Annotated in this window: 21 protein-coding genes; 3 read left to right on the top strand and 18 right to left on the bottom strand. The window is 59.7% G+C overall.

Annotated elements, in window-relative coordinates:
* Positions 1–36 precede the first annotated feature (36 nt).
* Positions 37–957: a LysR family transcriptional regulator gene (locus AAAB16_RS07940; protein WP_110614012.1), complete on the bottom strand. Its 921-nt coding sequence runs from the start codon at positions 955–957 to the stop codon at positions 37–39.
* Positions 958–1,145: 188 nt separating this feature from the next.
* Between AAAB16_RS07940 and AAAB16_RS07935 the strand changes: the two genes are divergently transcribed.
* Positions 1,146–2,168 carry a zinc-dependent alcohol dehydrogenase family protein gene (locus AAAB16_RS07935; RefSeq protein WP_110614011.1) on the top strand — a complete coding sequence of 341 codons (1,023 nt, stop codon included), beginning with the start codon at positions 1,146–1,148 and terminating at the stop codon, positions 2,166–2,168.
* 53 nt (positions 2,169–2,221) lie between these two features.
* Here the strand turns inward: AAAB16_RS07935 and dusA are convergent, their stop codons facing one another.
* From dusA to AAAB16_RS07850, 17 genes are all read right to left on the bottom strand, one after another.
* Positions 2,222–3,223 carry a tRNA dihydrouridine(20/20a) synthase DusA gene (gene dusA, locus AAAB16_RS07930; protein ID WP_340662861.1) on the bottom strand — a complete coding sequence of 334 codons (1,002 nt, stop codon included), beginning with the start codon at positions 3,221–3,223 and terminating at the stop codon, positions 2,222–2,224.
* Positions 3,224–3,360: 137 nt separating this feature from the next.
* Positions 3,361–3,582 (bottom strand): hypothetical protein, encoded by a 222-nt coding sequence (locus tag AAAB16_RS07925; RefSeq protein WP_340662860.1) that lies wholly within the window; start codon positions 3,580–3,582, stop codon positions 3,361–3,363.
* Between the two features lie 5 nt (positions 3,583–3,587).
* A complete protein-coding gene (locus AAAB16_RS07920; protein ID WP_340662859.1) occupies positions 3,588–4,370 on the bottom strand; it encodes a tyrosine-protein phosphatase in 783 nt (260 codons plus the stop codon).
* Positions 4,371–4,398: 28 nt separating this feature from the next.
* Complete coding sequence (locus AAAB16_RS07915; RefSeq protein ID WP_340662858.1) at positions 4,399–4,884, bottom strand: MaoC family dehydratase; 486 nt, start codon at positions 4,882–4,884, stop codon at positions 4,399–4,401.
* A gap of 93 nt (positions 4,885–4,977) precedes the next feature.
* Positions 4,978–5,739: an SDR family oxidoreductase gene (locus AAAB16_RS07910; protein ID WP_340662857.1), complete on the bottom strand. Its 762-nt coding sequence runs from the start codon at positions 5,737–5,739 to the stop codon at positions 4,978–4,980.
* Positions 5,740–5,859: 120 nt separating this feature from the next.
* Positions 5,860–6,618 carry a hypothetical protein gene (locus tag AAAB16_RS07905; RefSeq protein ID WP_340662856.1) on the bottom strand — a complete coding sequence of 253 codons (759 nt, stop codon included), beginning with the start codon at positions 6,616–6,618 and terminating at the stop codon, positions 5,860–5,862.
* Between the two features lie 51 nt (positions 6,619–6,669).
* Complete coding sequence (locus AAAB16_RS07900; RefSeq protein ID WP_340662855.1) at positions 6,670–7,290, bottom strand: TetR/AcrR family transcriptional regulator; 621 nt, start codon at positions 7,288–7,290, stop codon at positions 6,670–6,672.
* A gap of 104 nt (positions 7,291–7,394) precedes the next feature.
* Positions 7,395–8,372 carry a hypothetical protein gene (locus tag AAAB16_RS07895; protein WP_340662854.1) on the bottom strand — a complete coding sequence of 326 codons (978 nt, stop codon included), beginning with the start codon at positions 8,370–8,372 and terminating at the stop codon, positions 7,395–7,397.
* Positions 8,373–8,397: 25 nt separating this feature from the next.
* Complete coding sequence (locus AAAB16_RS07890) at positions 8,398–9,897, bottom strand: phosphotransferase family protein (RefSeq protein WP_340662853.1); 1,500 nt, start codon at positions 9,895–9,897, stop codon at positions 8,398–8,400.
* Between the two features lie 34 nt (positions 9,898–9,931).
* The gene (locus AAAB16_RS07885) at positions 9,932–10,216 is read right to left on the bottom strand and encodes a cytochrome C oxidase subunit IV family protein (RefSeq protein WP_340662852.1); all 285 of its coding nucleotides are present in this window, start codon (positions 10,214–10,216) and stop codon (positions 9,932–9,934) included.
* A gap of 4 nt (positions 10,217–10,220) precedes the next feature.
* Positions 10,221–10,820 (bottom strand): cytochrome c oxidase subunit 3, encoded by a 600-nt coding sequence (locus AAAB16_RS07880; RefSeq protein ID WP_340662851.1) that lies wholly within the window; start codon positions 10,818–10,820, stop codon positions 10,221–10,223.
* 82 nt (positions 10,821–10,902) lie between these two features.
* Positions 10,903–11,730: a hypothetical protein gene (locus AAAB16_RS07875; protein ID WP_340662850.1), complete on the bottom strand. Its 828-nt coding sequence runs from the start codon at positions 11,728–11,730 to the stop codon at positions 10,903–10,905.
* 45 nt (positions 11,731–11,775) lie between these two features.
* Positions 11,776–13,359, bottom strand: a complete 1,584-nt coding sequence (locus AAAB16_RS07870) for an NAD(P)/FAD-dependent oxidoreductase (RefSeq protein WP_340662849.1) — start codon at positions 13,357–13,359, stop codon at positions 11,776–11,778.
* A gap of 170 nt (positions 13,360–13,529) precedes the next feature.
* Positions 13,530–15,227 (bottom strand): methyl-accepting chemotaxis protein, encoded by a 1,698-nt coding sequence (locus AAAB16_RS07865; protein ID WP_340662848.1) that lies wholly within the window; start codon positions 15,225–15,227, stop codon positions 13,530–13,532.
* Positions 15,228–15,400: 173 nt separating this feature from the next.
* The gene (locus AAAB16_RS07860; protein ID WP_340662847.1) at positions 15,401–15,565 is read right to left on the bottom strand and encodes a rubredoxin; all 165 of its coding nucleotides are present in this window, start codon (positions 15,563–15,565) and stop codon (positions 15,401–15,403) included.
* 12 nt (positions 15,566–15,577) lie between these two features.
* Positions 15,578–16,474 (bottom strand): fatty acid desaturase, encoded by an 897-nt coding sequence (locus AAAB16_RS07855; RefSeq protein WP_340662846.1) that lies wholly within the window; start codon positions 16,472–16,474, stop codon positions 15,578–15,580.
* Between the two features lie 16 nt (positions 16,475–16,490).
* A complete protein-coding gene (locus tag AAAB16_RS07850; protein WP_340662845.1) occupies positions 16,491–17,120 on the bottom strand; it encodes a TetR/AcrR family transcriptional regulator in 630 nt (209 codons plus the stop codon).
* Positions 17,121–17,449: 329 nt separating this feature from the next.
* On the opposite strand from AAAB16_RS07850, the gene AAAB16_RS07845 reads away from it, so the two are divergent.
* Together AAAB16_RS07845 and AAAB16_RS07840 are read left to right on the top strand one after the other, a co-directional pair.
* Positions 17,450–18,082 (top strand): TetR/AcrR family transcriptional regulator, encoded by a 633-nt coding sequence (locus AAAB16_RS07845; protein WP_340662844.1) that lies wholly within the window; start codon positions 17,450–17,452, stop codon positions 18,080–18,082.
* Between the two features lie 96 nt (positions 18,083–18,178).
* Positions 18,179–19,014, top strand: an 836-nt coding sequence (locus AAAB16_RS07840; RefSeq protein WP_340662843.1) for an aromatic ring-hydroxylating dioxygenase subunit alpha, incomplete at its 3' end; no start/stop codon positions are given.

Genomic DNA, 19,014 nt, shown 5'->3' with positions numbered 1-19,014 from the left:
CAGCACACCCTACCGATCGTGGCGAGTTGGACGCCGTTACAAACTATCCGGATCGCCGACAAACATTTGAATCCGCGAACGCAACCAGCGCTCGGCGGGGTCGTTATCCTGCGCGCCGCGCCAGGCCATGGACAACTCAAAAGAGCGCGCCGGGATGCCTTCCGGTACATCCTCGGACCGCACGCCACCTGATGCGGTGAGGGCTGCCGCGGTGTAGTCGGGCACGATGGTGACCAAGTCGGTGCCCGACAGCAGCGTGCCCAAGCCATTGAACTGCGGCACAGCCAGCACCACTTTGCGCTTGCGCCCGACCTTTTCCAGCTCCTCATCAATAAAGCCGTTCAGGTCGCCAGCGAACGACACCAGTGCATGGGGCCGCGCGCAGTATTCATCCAACGTCAGCTTGCCCGGCGCCGAATCCGCGCGCAGCAGTTGCGGCTTGCTTTTGCGCAAGGTCTTGCGCTTGGCGTTGGCCGGCAGCTCATCGGTGTAGCTCACGCCCACGGAAATTTCGCCGGAAGCCAGCAAATTGGGCATCAACAGGTAGTTGGCGCGGCGCACCACAATCACCACGCCAGGCGCTTCGGCACGCACGCGGCGCAGCAGGGCCGGAAGTAATCCGAACTCAACGTCGTCGGAAAGGCCTATACGAAAGACGGCAGTGCTGGTCGCCGGGTCGAATTCAGAAGCGCGGCTGACGGCGGTAGAAATCGAATCCAGCGCCGGCGACAGCAAACCAAAGATCTCCGAAGCCCGCGCCGTAGGCTCCATGCTGCGGCCAGTTCGCACAAACAGGGGATCGTCGAATAAACTGCGCAGCCGCGAAAGGGCAGCACTGATTGCCGGTTGGCCGAGAAACAGCTTTTCCGCCGCACGCGTTACGCTGCGTTCGTGCATCAGCGTCTCGAATACGATCAGCAAATTGAGATCTACGCGGCGGAGGTCGTTACGATTCATTCAGCGCTACCCTGTACCAGAAGTGCTCTGGAGCTGTTCCCTGGAGCGAAAGGCTGACGGGCGGCGAGGCTGGCGTCAAGGTCGGCCATCATTGGTGTTTATGTCGACTATTGATAGACGCGGGTGGTTTTGCTGGTAAAGCCCCGATAAAGTCCGTGGCCATTGGGAGTCCACATGCGAGGTGAGCGATGTCCCGTGTAATCCGTTTCCATCAGTTCGGCCCAGCTGAAGTGCTCAAGCTGGAAGAACAACCCACCGCACAACCGGCGGCTGGAGAGGTTTTGCTGCGGGTTGAAGCCATCAGCGTAAGTTGGCACGACGTGCTCTGGCGCCAGAACCTGGCCCCCAGCCCGGCCCGTTTGCCTGCTGGCATCGGCCAGGAAGTGGCCGGCGTGGTGACTGCCGTTGGTGCTGGCGTGGAAGAATTTAAAGTCGGCGATAAAGTCGCCAGCTTCCCCGGCCATAGCGCCAACCAATACCCCGGCTACGGCGACGAACTGGTGTTGCCAGTGGCGTCCCTGACCCGTTACCCCGACGACGTATTAAGCGCCGTCGAAGCCAGCGGCTTTTACACGCCGTTTCTGATCGCCTATTTCGCCTACGTGGAATTGGCCAAGGCCAAAGCCGGGCAGAGCGTGCTGATCACCGACGCCTCAAACTGCTCCGGTCCGGCCTTTGTGCAACTGGGTAAAGCCCTAGGCTTGCGGGTTATCGCCGCCACTAAAGACGGCGACGACCGCGAGGCGCTATTGGCCTTGGGCGCTGACAAAGTCATCGTGACCGAAGAGCAAGACCTGGTCGTGGCCATCAACAAATACACCGACAACCGTGGTGTAGACGTGGTGCTCGACGGCCTGGGTGGTCCGCAAATGTGCCTGCTCGGTGACGTGATTGCCCCGCGTGGTCGCCTGGTGCTCTACGGCCTGCAAGGCGGTAACCAGACGCCATTCCCGGCCTGCGCCGCGTTCCAGAAGAACATCCAATTCTTCGTGCACTGCATCGGTAACTTTACCGGCAAGCCCGAACTGGATATTCCGCCGGACAAAGAAGCCGTAGCCAGTGCCTTAACCGCACTTAACCAACTGGCCCGCGACCGCGTACTGCTGCCACGGGTGGAAAAGGTTTTTGCCTTTACCGACTTCGTCGAAGCCCACCGCTACATGGAAAAATGCCCAAAACAGGGCCGCGTGGTAATCGAAGTAAACGAGTAAGCAACACGTCTAGAAAGGGCAGGCCAGCAATACTGGCTTGCCGGGGGTAGACCCTATCTACCCCTGAGCAGCTCGGCCGCCTGGTCGAGCAAGGCCAGTGGGTCGGGCGCTTTATGAATGTCCACCGACAACAGCTGGCGAAACTTCCGCGCTCCCGCAAACCCTTGCCCCAAGCCCAATACATGCCGCGTCACATGGTGCATGGCACCGCCGCTGGCCACGTGCGCCGCTATATAAGGCTTCAACGCCTGCAACGCCTCTAAACGACTGATCACCGGCGCCGTGCTGCCAAACAACTGCTGATCCACCTCGGCCAGCAGGTACGGGTTGTGATACGCCTCGCGGCCGAGCATCACCCCATCAAACGTCTGCAAATGTTCCTGGCACTGCTCCAACGTCTTGATGCCGCCGTTGAGGATGATCTCCAACTCAGGGAAATCCGCTTTTAACTGCGCGGCCACGTCATAGCGCAGCGGCGGAATCTCACGATTTTCCTTGGGCGACAACCCCGCCAAAATCGCAATGCGCGCATGCACAGTAAAACTGCGGCAGCCGGCATCCTTCACCTGCCCAACAAAATCCACCAACTCGGCATAACTGTCGCGGCCATCAATACCAATGCGGTGCTTTACCGTCACCGGAATCGACACCGCGTCCTGCATCGCCTTCACGCAATCAGCCACCAACCTCGGATGGCCCATCAAACAGGCGCCAATCATATTGTTCTGCACCCGATCACTCGGGCAGCCGACATTCAGATTCACCTCCTGATAACCCGCCTCCTGCGCCATACGCGCGCACGCCGCCAACTCAGCGGGCACGCTACCGCCCAACTGCAGCGCCAACGGGTACTCGGCCACGTCATGCTGCAAAAACCGCTGCGGGTTATCGCCACGTAGCAACGCGCCGGTGGTGACCATCTCGGTATAGAGGAGGGCGTTTTTCGACAGGATGCGCAGAAAGTAGCGGCAGTGGTGATCAGTCCAATCCATCATCGGCGCTACGGAAAAGCGGCGGGAAGGTTCTGGCTGGGCTGTGGCAGGTGAGGCGGTCATAGTCGGTATCTGGCAGGCGGGGTGTTGAGGGCGGGGAAGTCTATCAGGAACTCAATGCTGTTCCGATTCCACTAGGCGGGTCGGGGGCGCTGCGCGTTTTGGCGATGGGCAATTCGACCCTGCCGCTTTCGTCGTGACTATATGCCCTCAACCTTGCGTGCCTGCCACTCATCAAGATCGGTGACCAGTAGGGCCACCAACTGCAACGGGTCGCGGCTTTGCATAACCGCAAACATCAAAAAGCGCTTGCTGCGTGGCAGACGTTGGGCGCAGCGTTTGGCGGTAGCGCGTACCTGGACCTCGTTGCCGTGAATGCGCACGGCGAGCACCAGAGCCAGCACTGCGTCGGAGACAGTCATGGCAGTCAGGCCAGCAATAGCGCTTGCAGGCGGTCCTGCGCCGAGGCGTGCAGGCCGATCAACTGCAGGTAGTCATTAACCCCGCCGTATCTCTGCTCAATTTCCTCAAATGCGGCATCCAGGTAAATCGCCTGTACCTGGCAGAGCGTCTGAATCACGTCCTGCGCTGGCTCCTGGTCACACAGCGGTTGCAGGTAGCGGCGAATGGCGGCTTCGCTGCGTTCGCCCTGCCAACGTTCAAGGCTGAGCAAGTAGTCGGCATAGATCGCCTCGCGTTCCACACCCAAGGCGCTAAGCAAGATGGCGGCGATAAAACCGGTACGGTCTTTACCCGCAGCACAATGGAACACCAGCGGCAGTTGCCCGCCGGCGAGAATTCGGCCGAACAGTTGCGCCAGGCGCAAGGTGAACGCTTCCGGGAACATACGGTAGGTGACCAGCATGGCCTGTTCGGCCTCGGCCACGCCGGGTGTGCCGCTGAGCAGGCGGGTGATGGCGGCGTGGCTCGCGCGCAGGTCGGCGGCGATATTCAGGTTAAGCGTGCCCACAGGGTCGGTCGGCCAGCGGTTGGGATGCTGGCGCCGCTCGCTATCACTGCGTACATCACACAAGAGTTGCACACCAAGGTTTTGTAGCAATACCGCATCGCGGTCACTGAGGTTGGAAAAGTCCTCGGAGCGGTACAGCTGGCCGTAACGCAAGGTTCTGCCATCAGCCGCCGGCAAGCCGCCCATATCGCGAAAGTTCGGTGCACTGGCGAGCAGAGGAAGTGGGCGCGAGACAGTCATCGAAAGCTCCTAGGGGCGATGGCGCGATTTACTCGGCTACTTCGGGCTTGTGGAACAACACGGTTTCAGTGAATTCCACGACCTTTTCGCCGCGCTGGTTTTTGGTGACATGCAGCAAATCAAGGATGGTGAAGCCGCTGCTACTGATGGCTTTGATTTTGGCTTCGCCTTCCACGTGCAAGGTGTCACCGGGAAACGCGGCGGAGTGAATACGCGCCTGCAACCCGGTCATCCCGGCGAAAGGTCCCACAGCATGGCCTTCCAATACGTCGGCGACGACCTTCATCAGAATCGGTGAGACCAACCCCATCGAGTAGGAAATGATCATCGGCCCAGGCGCAAAGCGGTTTTGGTGAGCGCCGGACATATTGGCCTTGAGAAACTCCATATCGATGAAGTAGGGCTCGTGGAAGGCGGTGAGGTTGACGAAGTTGACGATGTCCGTCTCGGTGATGGTGCGCCGATGGGTGACGAATGTATGGATGGGGAATTCTGTTGTGCTGGTGTCGGACATGAACGGTGCTCCTCGGCTGTTTTTCTCTATTGTGAAAACAGCCGAGTGGGGCGGAGTCGTCGTATCCGACGAAAATACCCAGTGCGGTACGCGTCAGATTTTTTCCACCTGATGCACCGTCCACCACAACGTACTCGGCATCCAGCGCCGCAGCCGCCATGACATCGCGGTCATCGGCCCGGGAAATACCCACAGCTTGTTGCCCTTGAGCACACGCTCGATCTTGTCCAGTACCACCTCGGCGTTGATCGGCGGAAACACGTCGAAAATTTTCGGCCAGACCGTGGATTTGGCCTGGTCTAGCAGCGGCGTGGCGACAATGGGCGGGCACACGCAAACAATGCGCACACCGCTATTGCGGGTCTCGTGATAGAGCACTTCGGTATAGGCCGTGACCGCGTGTTTGGCGGCGTTATAGGCGCCCATGTAGATAATCGGCCAGTGCCCGGCCATGGACGCATAGCTGACAAACTCGCCGCGGCCACGGGCAATCATTTTTGGCAGCGCGGCTTTGGACAGGTTGACCATGCCGCCAAAGTTGATCGCCATGATTTTCTGGATAACGTCGCGTGGCTGCTCCATCAGCAAACCGAGCGGCATGATGGCAGCGGCATTGGTGAGGCGGCTGATCGGCCCCAACTCCGCTTCGCAGCGCTCGACAGCGGCTTCTACGGCGGCCGGGTCGGTAATGTCGACCACCAGCTTCAGCAGTTTGGGCGAGTTGCCCAGTTGCTCGAGGCCGGCCGCGTTGACGTCCATGGCCGCGACCGCCCAACCATCAGCCAGCGCACGTTTGGCGCTGAGTTGCCCGAGGCCGCTGCCGGCACCGGTGATGAACAGAACATTCTGATTCATGGAGCACTCCCGTTGGATGTTCCCGGTTAGCCGCCGCCGGGTTTTTGTTTTGGTTATTTTCCATCGTCATGGCCAGCGGCCTGTCGTCGCTTACGACGAGATAACGCGCACGGCCAGGTGCTACAACGGCAATTTGCCGGCCGCGTTATCCAGGGCGGTGGCGATGCCAGCGAGGTAACGCTGCACGGCGTTAGGGGCCCAGTTTTCTCCGGTTTTCAACAGGTAGCCGCGCACGAAGTGGTAACGCGCGGCGAGTTTGTCCAGATTGTCGTCGCCGGCGGGCAATTGGCTTAGGCGCTGTTGCACGGTAGCGTCCAGGGCATTGAGGGTGCTGTCGTCGAGCATCCACACCTGCACGGACATATAGGGAAAGGCGGTTATCTGGTAGTGCAGCGACAGTCGTTGCAGGTCCCAGCTCAATTGGTGCAATGCCTGCTGCTCAGCGCTGCCAGGTGTCGCGTTGGTGTAGTGCTGGTCAAGCAGCGTGAGCAGCGCAGCATGCTGTTCGATGACCTGCGGCAACCATTGCCGATAGGCTGGAATAGTGGCGCGGCTGTCGGCGGCGTTTTGCGGCAGGTGTTGCAGGTCGGCGACGACGGCGCTCAGTTGTTTGGCGCGGGCGCTGACATCGCTCAGCCCCAGGCTTTGCGCCTTGAGCATCAGTTGTTGCAGATCGTGCTGGTAGGCCTGGGCATTGCTCGGGTCGTAGGGCGTACCCAACGGGTTGTGAAACACCAGAGCGTTATCGACTACTGAATAGCTGAGGCTGCGCAATTGCTGGATATCGTGTTGGCTTGCGCCAGTCGCGACTGCGCTGCACATGCTAACCAGCAGGCACAGGCCTAGGTAGAGCAGCGTTTTTTTGTTGGCTTTGCTCACGGGATTTTCTCGCTGGGGGCGTGCGCCTGTTATGGGCCGCCGTTCACGCCATCAGGCGGGCTTGGGGCTGCGGTTGGAGGCGACGAAATTCATCACGGCGCCCACCAGCATTTCGCGCATCTGCTCAGGCGCTTTGGCGATCGGTGGTCGGTCTTTAAGGTGACGAATCACCGGCAGCAGGGTGATAAAACCGAGGATCAAGGAAAAGATCGCAATCGGCGTAATGCCGTCACCAATGCCGTCGGAGTAGTGGTTGAGCAGAATTTTCAGCTCATCCATCACGTTCTGCAGCGACAGGTCCACCAGAAACGCCTGGTTCTCCTCCCAGCCATCCACCAAGTTGCGTTGCAGCAGCTTGAGGTAGTCGGGGTTGGATTCCAGGTGCTCGAACATCACGTGGACAAAGTTGCGCAGGCGCTCTTCCGGCGACAGGTCGGCCTGCAATTGCTCCAGCAACGATTTGGCGTGGGTGGTGTACATCTCGGTCTCCACGGCCTTGAACAACTCTTCCTTGTTGCCAAAGTGGTGGTAAATCGACGGCAGGGTGATCTCCGAGGCGGCGGCGATATTGCGCATGGTCACGCCGTCGAAGCCGTGTTTGGCGAACAGCTTGGTGGAGACGTCAAGAATCCGCTGGCGCGAGCTGGCCGGGTTGAGTTCGTTCTTTTTCACCGATGGTTTCCTGATGCTTTTGTCTGTCCTGCGGTGCAGGGCGCCGCGTTCCTTGGCTTTGCCCCAGGCGACCGGAGTCGCGCCAGGGGCGAATCATACGGGCACTAGCCCAGTTCGGTCATGCCGTTGTCGACAATACCGTTGAGTGCCAGCTTCGGTCGGTGGCTTCCGCGCAGGGCATTGTTGGTTACTTCGAAATCGCAAATGCCCTCCACGCCGTTGTGCTCGACCCGGCAAATGGTGTCGACACAGGCGATGCCGTGAATCCACGAGACGATGCCTTTTTGCAGGGGAATGCATTGCACCTCGATCACTTCATCGGTGGTCAGGGTCATCACTACGTTGCCGCCGCGGTGGGTGAGGCCGTCGGCTTCCAGGTACACCAGAATGTCGACGTACTTGCAGTAGGTGATGGTGTTGTCTTTGATCACGCAACCGAAGCGCACCAGGTTGTCGTCCGAGCTGTGGAAGGTCTGGGCGAACAGCATGGTGCCGTCTTTCAAGGTGGCCGCCATCCAGCGGTGACCCACAAACACATCCCACTTGCGCGTGCCCCAGCCGTGGTCGCGGAAGGCCAGGCCATTGATCTTGAAGTGGTTGCCTTTGATGGTCAGTTCGCCGCTGACCTTGCCGGCCACTTCCATATGGTTGGGCGCCACATCATCGGCCATGGCGCCTTTTTTCGGGTAGATGTCCACCGGGGCGTGGTAGTCCTGCACATGCAGTTCGGCGCTGACGTCGGTGTCGTTGATTTTCCATACCGGGTGGTCGGTGTATTCGAAGATGCAGGTGTCGTCGCCGCTGTTAAAGGTGCGCCCGCTGCGGTCGCCATCGCGCAGGGGAATGCGCTCGTCGCGCTTGAAAATATGCGTGGGCGAAAACACGTAGTTCCATAGGGTTACCTGCGGGCCGCCGGCCACATTTACTTCATGGCCGATGCGGTGAAAGCCGCCAACCTGGTTTTCCAGATCCCACCACACCAGTACCACGCTGTCTTGCCAGAGCGGGTCACTACCTGGGGTTTGTGGGCCTTCCTGTGCTGGGCCGTACTCCAACACGCTGCCGCCGCCAGTTACATTCATTGCTGTGCTCCTTGAAATGAGGTGATCAGGCGCTGGCCTGGGCGCTGGCCAGCGCCATGCTCATAAACGAACGGGTGAAGCCCAACTCGACCATGGAGTAACGCAGGTCCTGGTTGCGGCCGCTCTGCATATTGCTGGTGCCACGGTTGCCGGCCAGGTTGGTGCGCAGCGCCGAGTACACAAAGCCAAAACCCATGGCCGCCGGGCTGACCGGCAGGCCGCCGTTGGCCAGGTAGTGGTTGATAAAGCGGTCCCAATCAATGTGCTGGGAGATATGCGGCTTGATATAGGCCAGGTCTTGTTCCGGCGCGCCAAAGCCCGAGCATTCCCAATCCAGCACAGCGGTCAGTTGGCCGTTGTCGAAGAGGATGTTGTGAATGTTGAAGTCGCCATGCACCAGAATTGGCCGGCGGCTGTCGTTGGGAATGTTGTGGCGCAGCCAATGCAGCAACCAGCGCATATAGGGCGAGGGCAGGTGGCCTTCACGGGCCATGTAGTTGTCCCAGCCTTCGAGGTTGTAGCGGTAGCAGTCCTGCACCGTGCCGGTAAGGATGCGCGGGTCTTCATAGCGCGCGATGTAGTCGCTGAACATCTCCAGCGGCAGGGCGTGCAATTGGCCCAGACGCTCGGCCAGCTGCATAAACAGGTCTTCGTCCACCTTGCCGCTCAGGCCGCCCAGAAAGGTGCCCGGGGTGGAGCCTTTGATGCGGTCCATGGTGTAAAAGTCGGCGTCCACGGTTTTGAATGATTTTGCAAAGTCCCGTGGCCTGGGCGCGGGATAGTCGATTTTGGCGATGGTTTTCAACAATGCGTATTCGCTTTCCAGGTCGCATGCGCCATGGGTCATGATCGGCGCCGGGTCGGTCTTGCGAATTACTAGTTCAGTGGGCTCGGCACCTGGTTGCTGGCGGTAGGACACGAAGTAGGTCTGCTTGCCGAAGCCGCCGGCCAGGGGTTCCAGGCGGGTGACCTCCACCTGGCCACCGCTGCCGTCCAGGCTATTGAGAAAGTCCTGGGTCAGTTGCAGGTCCAGCGGTTGTTTCAGGTTGGCAATCGTCGGCACTTGCGGCACCGGCAATTGCGCCTGCCGGTCGTAATAGGCCAATTCCCATTCGGCCAGGCGCTTGAGCAGGGCAGCGGTCTGTTCTGCCGGTGTCGACGACTGCGCCAACAGGTTGGCCAAGTGATCAAGGCTGGCACTCAGGGTTTCGTATTGCGCCAGCAGTACGTTGAAAGCGATATCGCTGCGAGCAATCACGGCCTCCGTGGCTTCTCGCCCGGCTGCGCCGCTGACGGCTTGCAGGCGCAGGGTATCGGTCAGCGCGTCTTGTAAGTCCAGACCCTGGATGATCATGTCGCGCAGCAGCTCGCCGGTGACATGCTCGCGCTTGAGCAGCTCGCTCAGCACGCCCTTGATCATGCCCAACGAGGCCTGAGCGTTACCCGATTGCAGCTCGGGGGCGATGGTGTCGGTCAGAGACTTCAGTACGATCGCCAGGTAGCGGTCATTGGCGGTGAGTTTCATTGGGCGAGGTCCTTATTGTTCTTCTAGAAAAAGGTCAGGCGGCGATCAACCCGCTTTCCAGCACGATCAACACAGCACCACTGAGCACAATCCACGCCTCACACGGCAGGCGCAGTTGCAGCGGGGCGTGTGCCGCTTCCATAAAATGCATCAGCACCAGGCGCGCTTTGATAAAGGCCAAGGCGATAATCACCACCGCCTCGATGCGCACGTTCGCCAGCAGTTGGCCGTGGCTCCAGGCCAGGCCCCAGGAGCACAGGGTAATGGTCATCAGCACCAGCCAGACCAGGCTTTCGCGGGAGTAGAAAAGGGCTCTCATGCTCTTAGCGCACCAAGTAGATAAGCGGGAAAATCACAATCCACAGCAGGTCGACCATGTGCCAGAAAATGGCGCTGCTCTCCAGATTGTTGATGGTTTTGGCGTCCAGCTTTCCTTCGCGAATTACCACGGCGAAGTACACCAGCAGAGGCAGCCCGAGCAGCACATGGGCGAAGTGCATGCCGGTAATCAGGTAGTAGAAAAGAAAGAAATCGTTGGTCAGAAAATTGATGCCCAGGGCCGCTTTCTCCTGGTACTCGAACAACTTGATCGCTACAAACCCGCTGCCACACAGCACAGCCGGCAGCAGGAACCAGCGGCAGGTATTGGCCATTTGCAGGCGCGCCGCTTTGACCGCGATCACCACAAAGCACGAGCTGGCCAACAGCAGCAGGGTATTGATCGAGCCGGTGTGCAGGTTTAGCGCCTGCTGGGCTTCCACGAACAGCGCGTTATGGCTGCTCTTGGTATAGGAATAGAGGGCGAAAAACATCGCAAAGCAGACCATGTCACCGAGCAAAAAGAGCCAGATGAGCTCGTCGCCGGGAATGCGCTTTTTCTGCTTTTCTGGCAGAGGGTGAAGGCTTAAATCAACTGCGTTCATAGCCGCTTCCATTTTTATCGGGTGGTCCGAGCGGGCTGCGCTACGGCGGGCCCACCCGGCCACACTGGTTAGGCGGTAGTGCTTAGCTGTACACGGCTTTAAGGTGCGGCAGCGGGTCTTTGGCGTTTTTTGTGCGGGCCACCAGGGCAGCGGTAAAGCCCACCACCACCAGCGACAGGGCCAGCGACAACAACGTCAGCAAACGCGTGGCGATCCACGGCATATCCCAGTTGAGCGACATAAAGTACGGCCACGACACCATGCCGTAGGCCGCGCCCATCGCAGTGATCGGCACCAGCACGATAAACCAGCGTTTGAAGCCCGCCAGGTAAGGGTTAACCAGCCACAGCAGGAAGCCCACCAGCAGCATTGAGGTGCCATTCATCCAGCCCCAGGCGACCGGAAAGCCGAAGATCTTGAACGAGGCGTCGCCGTAGTAGGTGTACGCGCCCGTGGCGGTGCCCGGAATTTCCATGATCACGTCGCTCATGGAAATGATCAGCCAGATGACAAACACGCCTTTCACATCCAGGCCTTCCTTCATCTTCAGGTACGCCCAGTAGCCGGTCATGGCGATAAAGAACACGTAGCACGGTGGAATCAGCCAAGGCACGTTCAGGTCGAAACCGACAAACGCTGGGCCGGGCAGGTTGGTTGGCCACCATAGGTGGCCGAGGTGGTCGAGCATCGGTTCCAGTAGCGAACAGATAAAGCCGCCGATACACATCAGCCCCGGAATATCGTCCTTGTGTTTGAAGTAGCGATACAGCGCCCAGGGCAGTACCGCCAAGCCAAAACCGCCGGCCCAGATGGTAAAGAGGTTACCGATCAGCTCATTGGCCATGTAATCGGCGGGTACAGGCAGTGCCTGACCGACGACTGTTTCCATCCATTTATCGAAAAATGACATGAGGGTTTACCCGTCTTGTTGTTGGTGGGTGGGTTGTGTGCGCGCTTAGCGGCTGTCTTTGAGCACCGTAAGGGCCGCGTTGCGACCGGGCAGGCCGCAGATGCCCGCGCTCGGGTGGGTGCCCGAGCCGCTCAGGTACAGGCCCTGAACCGGGATTTTGTAGCCCGCTAGGCCTTTGGCCGGGCGGTTGTGGGCAAAGCGGGTGATATAGGGGTCGCAGTGGTAAACGCTGCCGTCGATGGCGTGGAAGCGTTTCTCGATATCTGGCGGGCACAGCGGCCGGCGGGCGATTTCGAACTCTTCGATACCGTCATAAATGCGGCTGGCATCGGCCACCAGGGTGTTGGTGATCTGCTCGCGGGCTTTGTCCCAGCCAATGTGCGGCTCGAACGGAATCAGGCCGGACCAGAACCAGAAGGTGTCGTGGCCGGGCGGGGCCATGGCCGGGTCGAATTCGGTGGTGATCTGCGACAGGCCGGCAATCACATCCGGCACCAGGCCGCGAATGCAATCTGTGTAAGCCTTGCGGCCGTCTTCATAGGTGGACCACTGCAAGGTGCCCAAGCGCATATTGCCGTCCCAGCCTTGCGCCTTACGCCAGGTGGCGCTGCGGGTTGGCGTGATTTTGCCTTTGAGGGCGATGTTCAGCTTGTAGTCGGCGATGCCGCGGTTGGCGGTCGGAATAAACTTGGCCTTCACCTGGGTCGGGTGGTCGAGCAAGCCTTCGGGCAGCATATGGTTCAGGACCATCTTCGGGCTGAAGGCGGTGACCACACCTTTTTTCGCGCGAATCTCTTCGCCGTCGTCCAGCACCACACCCACCACACGTTCGTTTTCCACCAGCATCTGCTTGACCTTGGCACTGCAGCGCACGCTGCCGCCATGGGCTTCCAGGCAACGAATCAGCGCGGCGGGGAAACCGCCGGTGCCGCCTTCAAACATGGTGACGCCGTACTTTTGCAGCACACCCAAATAAACCATGGCGAACGAACTGTGGTCGGCGCGGAAGTCCATGAAGGGCAGGCCGGTGAGCAGACCGGCGCGGACGATATCGGTCTCGAACAACTCTTCGAGCGTGCCGGCGTGGGTGCCTGTCATCAGCTTGGCAATCGGGCCCAGGTGCTTGAGGTTGCCGACCGCTTTGGTCAGCACTTTGAACATGGCGTTAAAGCTCGGTTTGGTCGGGTTTTCCATGGCCAATGGCAGACCGATACGTAGGGCGGCGTCGATGGTTTCCGACATTTGCAGCCAGGCCTGGGCGTCTTTCTTGGAGAAGTGCGAGATCTCTTTGGCGGTGCGGTTGGCATCGCGCCACATGCCGAAGGAGGCATCACCGTCGGAGCACAGTTGGTAGTGGCACGGGTCGATCAGGCGCTGACGCAGGCCGAATTTCTTTTCCAGCTCCAGCTCGTCGTTGATCGGCGACATGCGGAACATCGAGGCGTGAATCGAGGCCTCGTTGATGATGTGTTCTGGTGCTTCAGGGGCCATGGGGTTGGTGCAGGTCATGCCGCCCGGCGTTTGGTGAGCTTCCACCACCAACACTTTGAGACCGGCTTTGGCCAGGTAGCACGCGGAAACCAGGCCGTTATGACCTGCGCCTGCAACGATTACATCGACGTTTTGCATGAACTGTCCTCGTTCTTGGAATTGTTTCGGCGGCTTTGGCGAGCTGCCTTTTTCGGGACTTACGAAGCTTTATATAACGTTCGTTATAGTGCCGAGTCTAGGGTGATCAAATTCCGCCTGTCAATCGCGCAGAGCGGGTTTATTTGCTGTTTTTTTATCTCGGGGCGGCGTTACACCTGGAACTGATCGACAGCCAAGCGCAGGCTGCCTGCCGCGCCGTCCAGGGCACGGGAAACCTCGGCGGCGTGGTTGCCGGTGTCGCAGTTTTCTTCGCTCATTAGCGCCACCGCTTCGATGCGCCGGCTAATGGCTTGGGCGCTGCGGTCTTGTTCGGCTAGCGCGGCAGACACCTCGCCAATGGCCTCGGAGACCTGGCTGGCGCTGGTGAGAATGTCGCTCATGCTCGCGGCTGCGTTTTCCGATAAGGCGCGGCTTTCCCGGGTGCGCGATGCCACCCCGGCCATGTCGTCCATGGCCTGTTTGACTGAGGCCTGCATGGCGCCAACCATTTCGCGAATTTCATCCGCCGAGCTGCGTGTTCGTTCCGCCAACTGGCGCACTTCATCGGCCACCACCGCAAAGCCGCGGCCTTGCTCACCTGCACGCGCGGCTTCAATCGCTGCGTTCAACGCCAGCAGGTTGGTTTGTTGGGCCACCTCGCGAATCACCTTGACGATGGTGGAAATCCGGTTGGACTCAGTGCCCAGCGCACTAATGGTGTCGCTGGCCTTATTCACCTCGCGCACCACCTGGTCATTTTCCTGCGAGGTGCGCTGAATCGCCGTGGCGCCGGAGTCCGCCGCGGTGGCCGCATCTTGCGCACGCGCCCGGGCGTCCTGGGTACTGGAGCTGATTTGCGCGATGGCCGCGCTCATATGTTCAATGGCGCTGGCAATCGCGGCAGCCGCTTCGTTCTGTAGCGTTGCGCTGCTGGCCACGCGCTGCGCCATGGCGCTGGTTTGCGAGGCCGCCTGGTCGATTTTGCCGGCACCGCCCATTACTTTCACCAGCGCGCCTTGCACCCTTTCCAGCAACAGATTGAACGCACTGGCGGCCTGGCCCACTTCGTCACGGCCACCTTCCTGAGCACGCAGCGCGAAGTTGTTGGAGGTGCCTACTTGCTCGATGGTGCTGCGCAGGCTCTGCAACGGCAGCACCACGCTGCGCACGATCAGCATGGCAAACAGGCACAGGCTGACAATGGCCACAGCAAACAGGCTGACGATCAGTTTTTTCGCCGTGCCGATAAAGGTCTCGCCATCGCGCTGGGCCGCTTCGGCCTGAGCCACACCTAGCTTGACCAGTTTCTCCAGCGGCTCGCCCATGGCATGGATGGAGCCGGCCCAGGAGGGCGTGTTAGCCAGCAGATCAAGAAAGCGGATATGCACGTCTTCCCAGGCGCTGGCCGCGATCAGGCTCTGGCAGATTTGCGTCTGGGTTTCATCGGCGCTTTTGAAGTCTTCCCAGCGCTGGCTGAACTCATCCCACAGGGCTTGCTCTTCACTGTTTTTGGGTTGCGCGGCGTAGGTGGCAAAGGCCTTTTCAGTCAATGCCAAGGCTGCGCGGTGGCGGCTGAGAATATCGCCAAACAGGTCGTGGGCTTCGGCCAGCCCATCGCTCTTGTCGTCGTATCCATCAAAGGCTTCCGGCCGCCAGCTCGCGCCTTCCTGCATGGCCGCCACCGACGCCAGGCGTGCGTGGCGCAGCGAGGCGAGGGCGTCCACCGCCACCAATGAATTGCTTACATCCTCCATGGCGCCGCCCGCATTGCGGATGCCAAACCAACCAGCGCCGCCCACCAGGGTCAGGCTGGAGATAAAGCAGGCAGTGAGCACATACAGCTTTAACCGCACGCTGAGGTTGCGCATCGAACATCCTTCCGCAGGGGAGAAGTGCTTTTTATTAGGTGCGCAGAGGCTAGGGCGGCGGGCAGGCGCTGAGGTCGTCTCTATCGACGATTTTGCCCCGTGCCGGTGGCGAAATACCGGGCAAAAAAAAGCCCGCGTACAGGGCTGTGCGCGGGCTAAAAGTTGTTGCTCACTCAACCATCGATTTCGAAGTAGTCGGCCTTGCCGGCTCCGCAATCGGGGCACATCCAATCATCAGGCAGGTCTTCCAGGCGCGTGCCTGGCGGTACGCCGGTATCCGGGTCGCCAAGGCTTTCATCGTAAATATGCGAGCAGAAATTACATTGCCAGCGTTTCATCGTCTGCTCTCCTCAAGGCGCCATATGCACAGTCGGTTGGATGGCAAAGCCGTGCTGAATCTGCAAGTTGCGCTGCATCAGTTCCGGCTTGAGCAGCTTCCATGCTTTTACATGCTGGTACGCCGGCATGGTCGGGAACAGATGGTGAATCAGGTGGTAATTGTGGAACTGGAACAGCGGCGTCAGCAGCGTTTCGTTGCCCAGGCGGATGGAGGTGGCCAGGGTCAGGTCGTGCTCGGACTCCACGTCATCCTTCACATGGGGCAGCCAGAAGAACACAAAGCCCACCAGAATGAAGGTCAGCCGCGAGGGGATAAACCACAGCAGCAACACTTCCATGCCGTAGCCAAAATAGGTCAGCACGGCGGCGGCTACGGCGGTGGCGACAATGTTCGGCACAGCGGCCTTGAGTTGGCGCATGCCGATAGGGTCGCGGTGTTTGAGGATAAAGATCAGATAGCCGATTTCCAGCCACATCCAGCGCAGCGGCAGGCTCCAGGCAGCGCCGTGCATCCAATTGTCCGGGTCTTTTGGGCCATTGGTGAAACGGTGATGTTGGATATGCGCCCAGCGGAAAATCCCCAGGGTGATTTGCGGCGCAAAGGTGGCGATACCGATATGCCCAAGCAGGTCGTTGAGCTTCTGGTTTTTCGCCGCCGAGCGGTGAATGGAGTCATGGGCCACGGTGAATTGCCAGTACATCAGAAAGGTATTGAGCAGGCAGGCCCACCCCAAGCTGAGGTGGCCGAGTACCGCCAGCACATCGGCGACAATCACGCCACCGGTGGAGGCAATCAGCAGGCCCAGCACCATGGGCGAAATGGTCGGCACGTTGGTCAGCTCAGCGATGGCTGCGCGTTTCTCGGTGGGTACGGTGAAGCGAGCCAGGGCATTGTTATTGTTGGTCATGGTCTTCTCCTCTACGTCAGGCAGGTTGTTGAACAGGGTGTGCGGCACTGCAGCCAGCACGCAAAAAGGTGTCGATCAAAGGGCCAGCCATCTGCTGCAGCGACAGCCCGTGAATCAGTTGGTTGGCCGCATGCAGGGAGAGCATCCCGTGCAGCAGGCTCCACAAGCCGTGGGAAAACATCAGCGCATCGCCGTGCAGGCGTTTTGCGTTGATAGCGGCTTGCACCAGGTCTACGCAGGAGGCGAAAACCTCCCAGCGTTGCGCCATCAGCGAGGGGTAGTCGGCCAGGTCAGGCTGGCTATCGGAAAAGATCAGGCGGTACTTCGCCGGTTGGCTGCTGCCAAATTCCAATAGGCCCATCAGTGCGGTGCGAAGACGCTCGAGGGGATCGCTCTCGCCGCTGTCCTCTGCCGGGATGGCCGCTGCTTTGAACTCCAGAATGCACGCGCGGCGCATCTCGGCGAGCAGCGCTTCCTTGTTCTCGAAATAGCGGTAGCCCACCGTGTGGCTCAGGCCAACGCGCTTGGCAATTTGCCGCAGCGACAAACTCTCCGGGCCTTCTTCCAGATAAAGGCTCAACGCACCCTGAATCAGGGTTTGTTTGATGTTTTCGGTTTCATCGGCGGAGTAGACGGGGCGTGCCATAGGGTCACCAGTCAGTCGAACATGGCTTCACCCTAGCAGCCAAAATGGGTTCTGTTAACACTGTAAAATTAACGTTGGTAAAAATACCGCCATTGTTGGTTTGGCGGAAAAGCTGCGTTATCTCAATGAATTGCTTGGAAATTTCACTGTTCGCCGCGTTGCTTGCCGCACCTCTCGCGTTGCGCTTGTAACTGGCGTGCTAGAGCGCTCGCTGCCCTTTGTCGGACAATTTTCACCGTGGCCAATAAAACCGTCGAAACCGACGAGCAGGGCATTGGCGCTGCCGCAGACCCTGAGCGCCGCCATAAAACCGCAGGGGGCGTTACATCATGAGCAAGGTTGAAGAAGTGAAACGCCAGGCCATCCGCCTGATGGCTGACAAGGGCTTTGAAGCCATGTCATTACGTCAGCTGGCGACCGCGCTCGGTGTGCGTTCGGGTTCGGTGTACACCCACTACCGCAGCAAAGGGCAATTGCTCGTGGATGTGCACTGCGATTACCTGGAAGACCTGCTGTCGCAGTGGATGGAGCAGCGCCATCAGCTTTTCGATAGCGTGCAGATGCTGCGGCGTTTTGTGAGCGTCTACGTCAACTTCCACTACGCGCGTCCCGCCGAGAGCCGCATTGTGCAGTTGGACTTTCGCAGCCTTGAGGGTGAAGGCAGAACCCAGGTGTGTGAGCTCAAGGCTCAGTACGAAGCTGAGCTGGAGGCCATTCTGCAAACCGGCGAACAACGTGGCGTTTTCCAATTCGCGGATCTGTATGGCACTCGTCTGGCCATCTTCTGCGTGCTGCAAGGAATCTGCGCGGACCAGGTATGGCCCGAGTCGCGTGCGCTGGAGGTGTGTTTGAGCAGCGTCACCAGCCTCGCTGGCATTTCTCTGCCGGCCAAGGCCCGCCATCACGCCGATCTGCGTGTGCAGGGGCGAGTGGCCGCCGCACTTATGGCGGCTCGTTCGTAGAGCGGCGCGAGGGAATTCGTCGAAAACGACGATGGGGGAGTGGGTCCCGATCCCTAGAGTACGAAGCGTTGAGTCTTTCTACTCTCGAGGTTCGCGATGACTACGGCAAACTCCTCCCATGACTGGAGCAACCTGATCCAGACCGATCGGGTGCATGGTTCGCTCTACACCGACGAGCAGGTGTTCCAGCAAGAACTGGAAAAAATCTGGTACCGCACCTGGGTCTACGTCGGCCATGTCAGCGAAGTGCCGAATGCCAACGACTTCGCCCTGAAGTCGATTGGCCCGCAGTCGGTGATCATGACCCGCGACCGCGACGGGCAGATCAATCTGCTGCTCAACCGCTGCCCGCACCGTGGCAACCAGGTCTGCCTGGAGCATCGCGGTAACCGCGGCTCCTTCACCTGCCCGTACCACGGCTGGACCTTCGCCAATAACGGTAATCTGCGCGGCTATCCGTTTGCTGCCGGCTACGAAGGTGCAGACCGCAGCCAGTTGGGCATGAGCAAAGTCGCCCGGGTCGGCATCTACCAGGGTTTTGTGTTTGGCAGCATGGCCGCCGAAGGCCCGAGCTTGGACGAACACCTGGGCGCCGCCCGCGCCTCGCTGGATGCCCTGGTGGAAACCTCGCCAGAGGGCGAAGTGGAAATCACCGCCGGCTTTCTGCAACACAAAGCCAAGTCCAACTGGAAGTTCCTGGTGGAAAACGAAACCGACGGCTATCACCCGCAGTTCGTCCACGCCTCGATTTTCGATGTGGCCAAAAGTGGCATCGGTGAGCTGTATAGCGCCGACTCCACGGCGGTGGCCCGCGATATGGGCGATGGCCACAGCGAGATCGATCTTCGTCCGGAATTCCGCCGTATCGGCAAAACCATGAACTGGTTTGGCACCACCGAGGACCGCGTGCCCGAGTACGCAGCCAAGATGCG

It is taken from the genome of Pseudomonas sp., assembly GCF_037994325.1.
Taxonomy (GTDB): Bacteria; Pseudomonadota; Gammaproteobacteria; order Pseudomonadales; family Pseudomonadaceae; genus Aquipseudomonas.
Note: the sequence above shows the minus strand (reverse complement) of the source record. Positions and strands in the feature narration are given on the sequence as shown.

Bases quoted from the DNA above. Each gene is read 5' to 3' on its own strand.
- AAAB16_RS07940 (WP_110614012.1), bottom strand. From the start codon at position 957: ATGAATCGTAACGACCTCCGCCGCGTAGATCTCAATTTGCTGATCGTA.
- AAAB16_RS07935 (WP_110614011.1), top strand. From the start codon at position 1,146: ATGTCCCGTGTAATCCGTTTCCATCAGTTCGGCCCAGCTGAAGTGCTC.
- dusA (WP_340662861.1), bottom strand. From the start codon at position 3,223: ATGACCGCCTCACCTGCCACAGCCCAGCCAGAACCTTCCCGCCGCTTT.
- AAAB16_RS07925 (WP_340662860.1), bottom strand. From the start codon at position 3,582: ATGACTGTCTCCGACGCAGTGCTGGCTCTGGTGCTCGCCGTGCGCATT.
- AAAB16_RS07920 (WP_340662859.1), bottom strand. From the start codon at position 4,370: ATGACTGTCTCGCGCCCACTTCCTCTGCTCGCCAGTGCACCGAACTTT.
- AAAB16_RS07915 (WP_340662858.1), bottom strand. From the start codon at position 4,884: ATGTCCGACACCAGCACAACAGAATTCCCCATCCATACATTCGTCACC.
- AAAB16_RS07910 (WP_340662857.1), bottom strand. From the start codon at position 5,739: ATGAATCAGAATGTTCTGTTCATCACCGGTGCCGGCAGCGGCCTCGGG.
- AAAB16_RS07895 (WP_340662854.1), bottom strand. From the start codon at position 8,372: ATGAATGTAACTGGCGGCGGCAGCGTGTTGGAGTACGGCCCAGCACAG.
- AAAB16_RS07890 (WP_340662853.1), bottom strand. From the start codon at position 9,897: ATGAAACTCACCGCCAATGACCGCTACCTGGCGATCGTACTGAAGTCT.
- AAAB16_RS07885 (WP_340662852.1), bottom strand. From the start codon at position 10,216: ATGAGAGCCCTTTTCTACTCCCGCGAAAGCCTGGTCTGGCTGGTGCTG.
- AAAB16_RS07880 (WP_340662851.1), bottom strand. From the start codon at position 10,820: ATGAACGCAGTTGATTTAAGCCTTCACCCTCTGCCAGAAAAGCAGAAA.
- AAAB16_RS07875 (WP_340662850.1), bottom strand. From the start codon at position 11,730: ATGTCATTTTTCGATAAATGGATGGAAACAGTCGTCGGTCAGGCACTG.
- AAAB16_RS07870 (WP_340662849.1), bottom strand. From the start codon at position 13,359: ATGCAAAACGTCGATGTAATCGTTGCAGGCGCAGGTCATAACGGCCTG.
- AAAB16_RS07865 (WP_340662848.1), bottom strand. From the start codon at position 15,227: ATGCGCAACCTCAGCGTGCGGTTAAAGCTGTATGTGCTCACTGCCTGC.
- AAAB16_RS07860 (WP_340662847.1), bottom strand. From the start codon at position 15,565: ATGAAACGCTGGCAATGTAATTTCTGCTCGCATATTTACGATGAAAGC.
- AAAB16_RS07855 (WP_340662846.1), bottom strand. From the start codon at position 16,474: ATGACCAACAATAACAATGCCCTGGCTCGCTTCACCGTACCCACCGAG.
- AAAB16_RS07850 (WP_340662845.1), bottom strand. From the start codon at position 17,120: ATGGCACGCCCCGTCTACTCCGCCGATGAAACCGAAAACATCAAACAA.
- AAAB16_RS07845 (WP_340662844.1), top strand. From the start codon at position 17,450: ATGAGCAAGGTTGAAGAAGTGAAACGCCAGGCCATCCGCCTGATGGCT.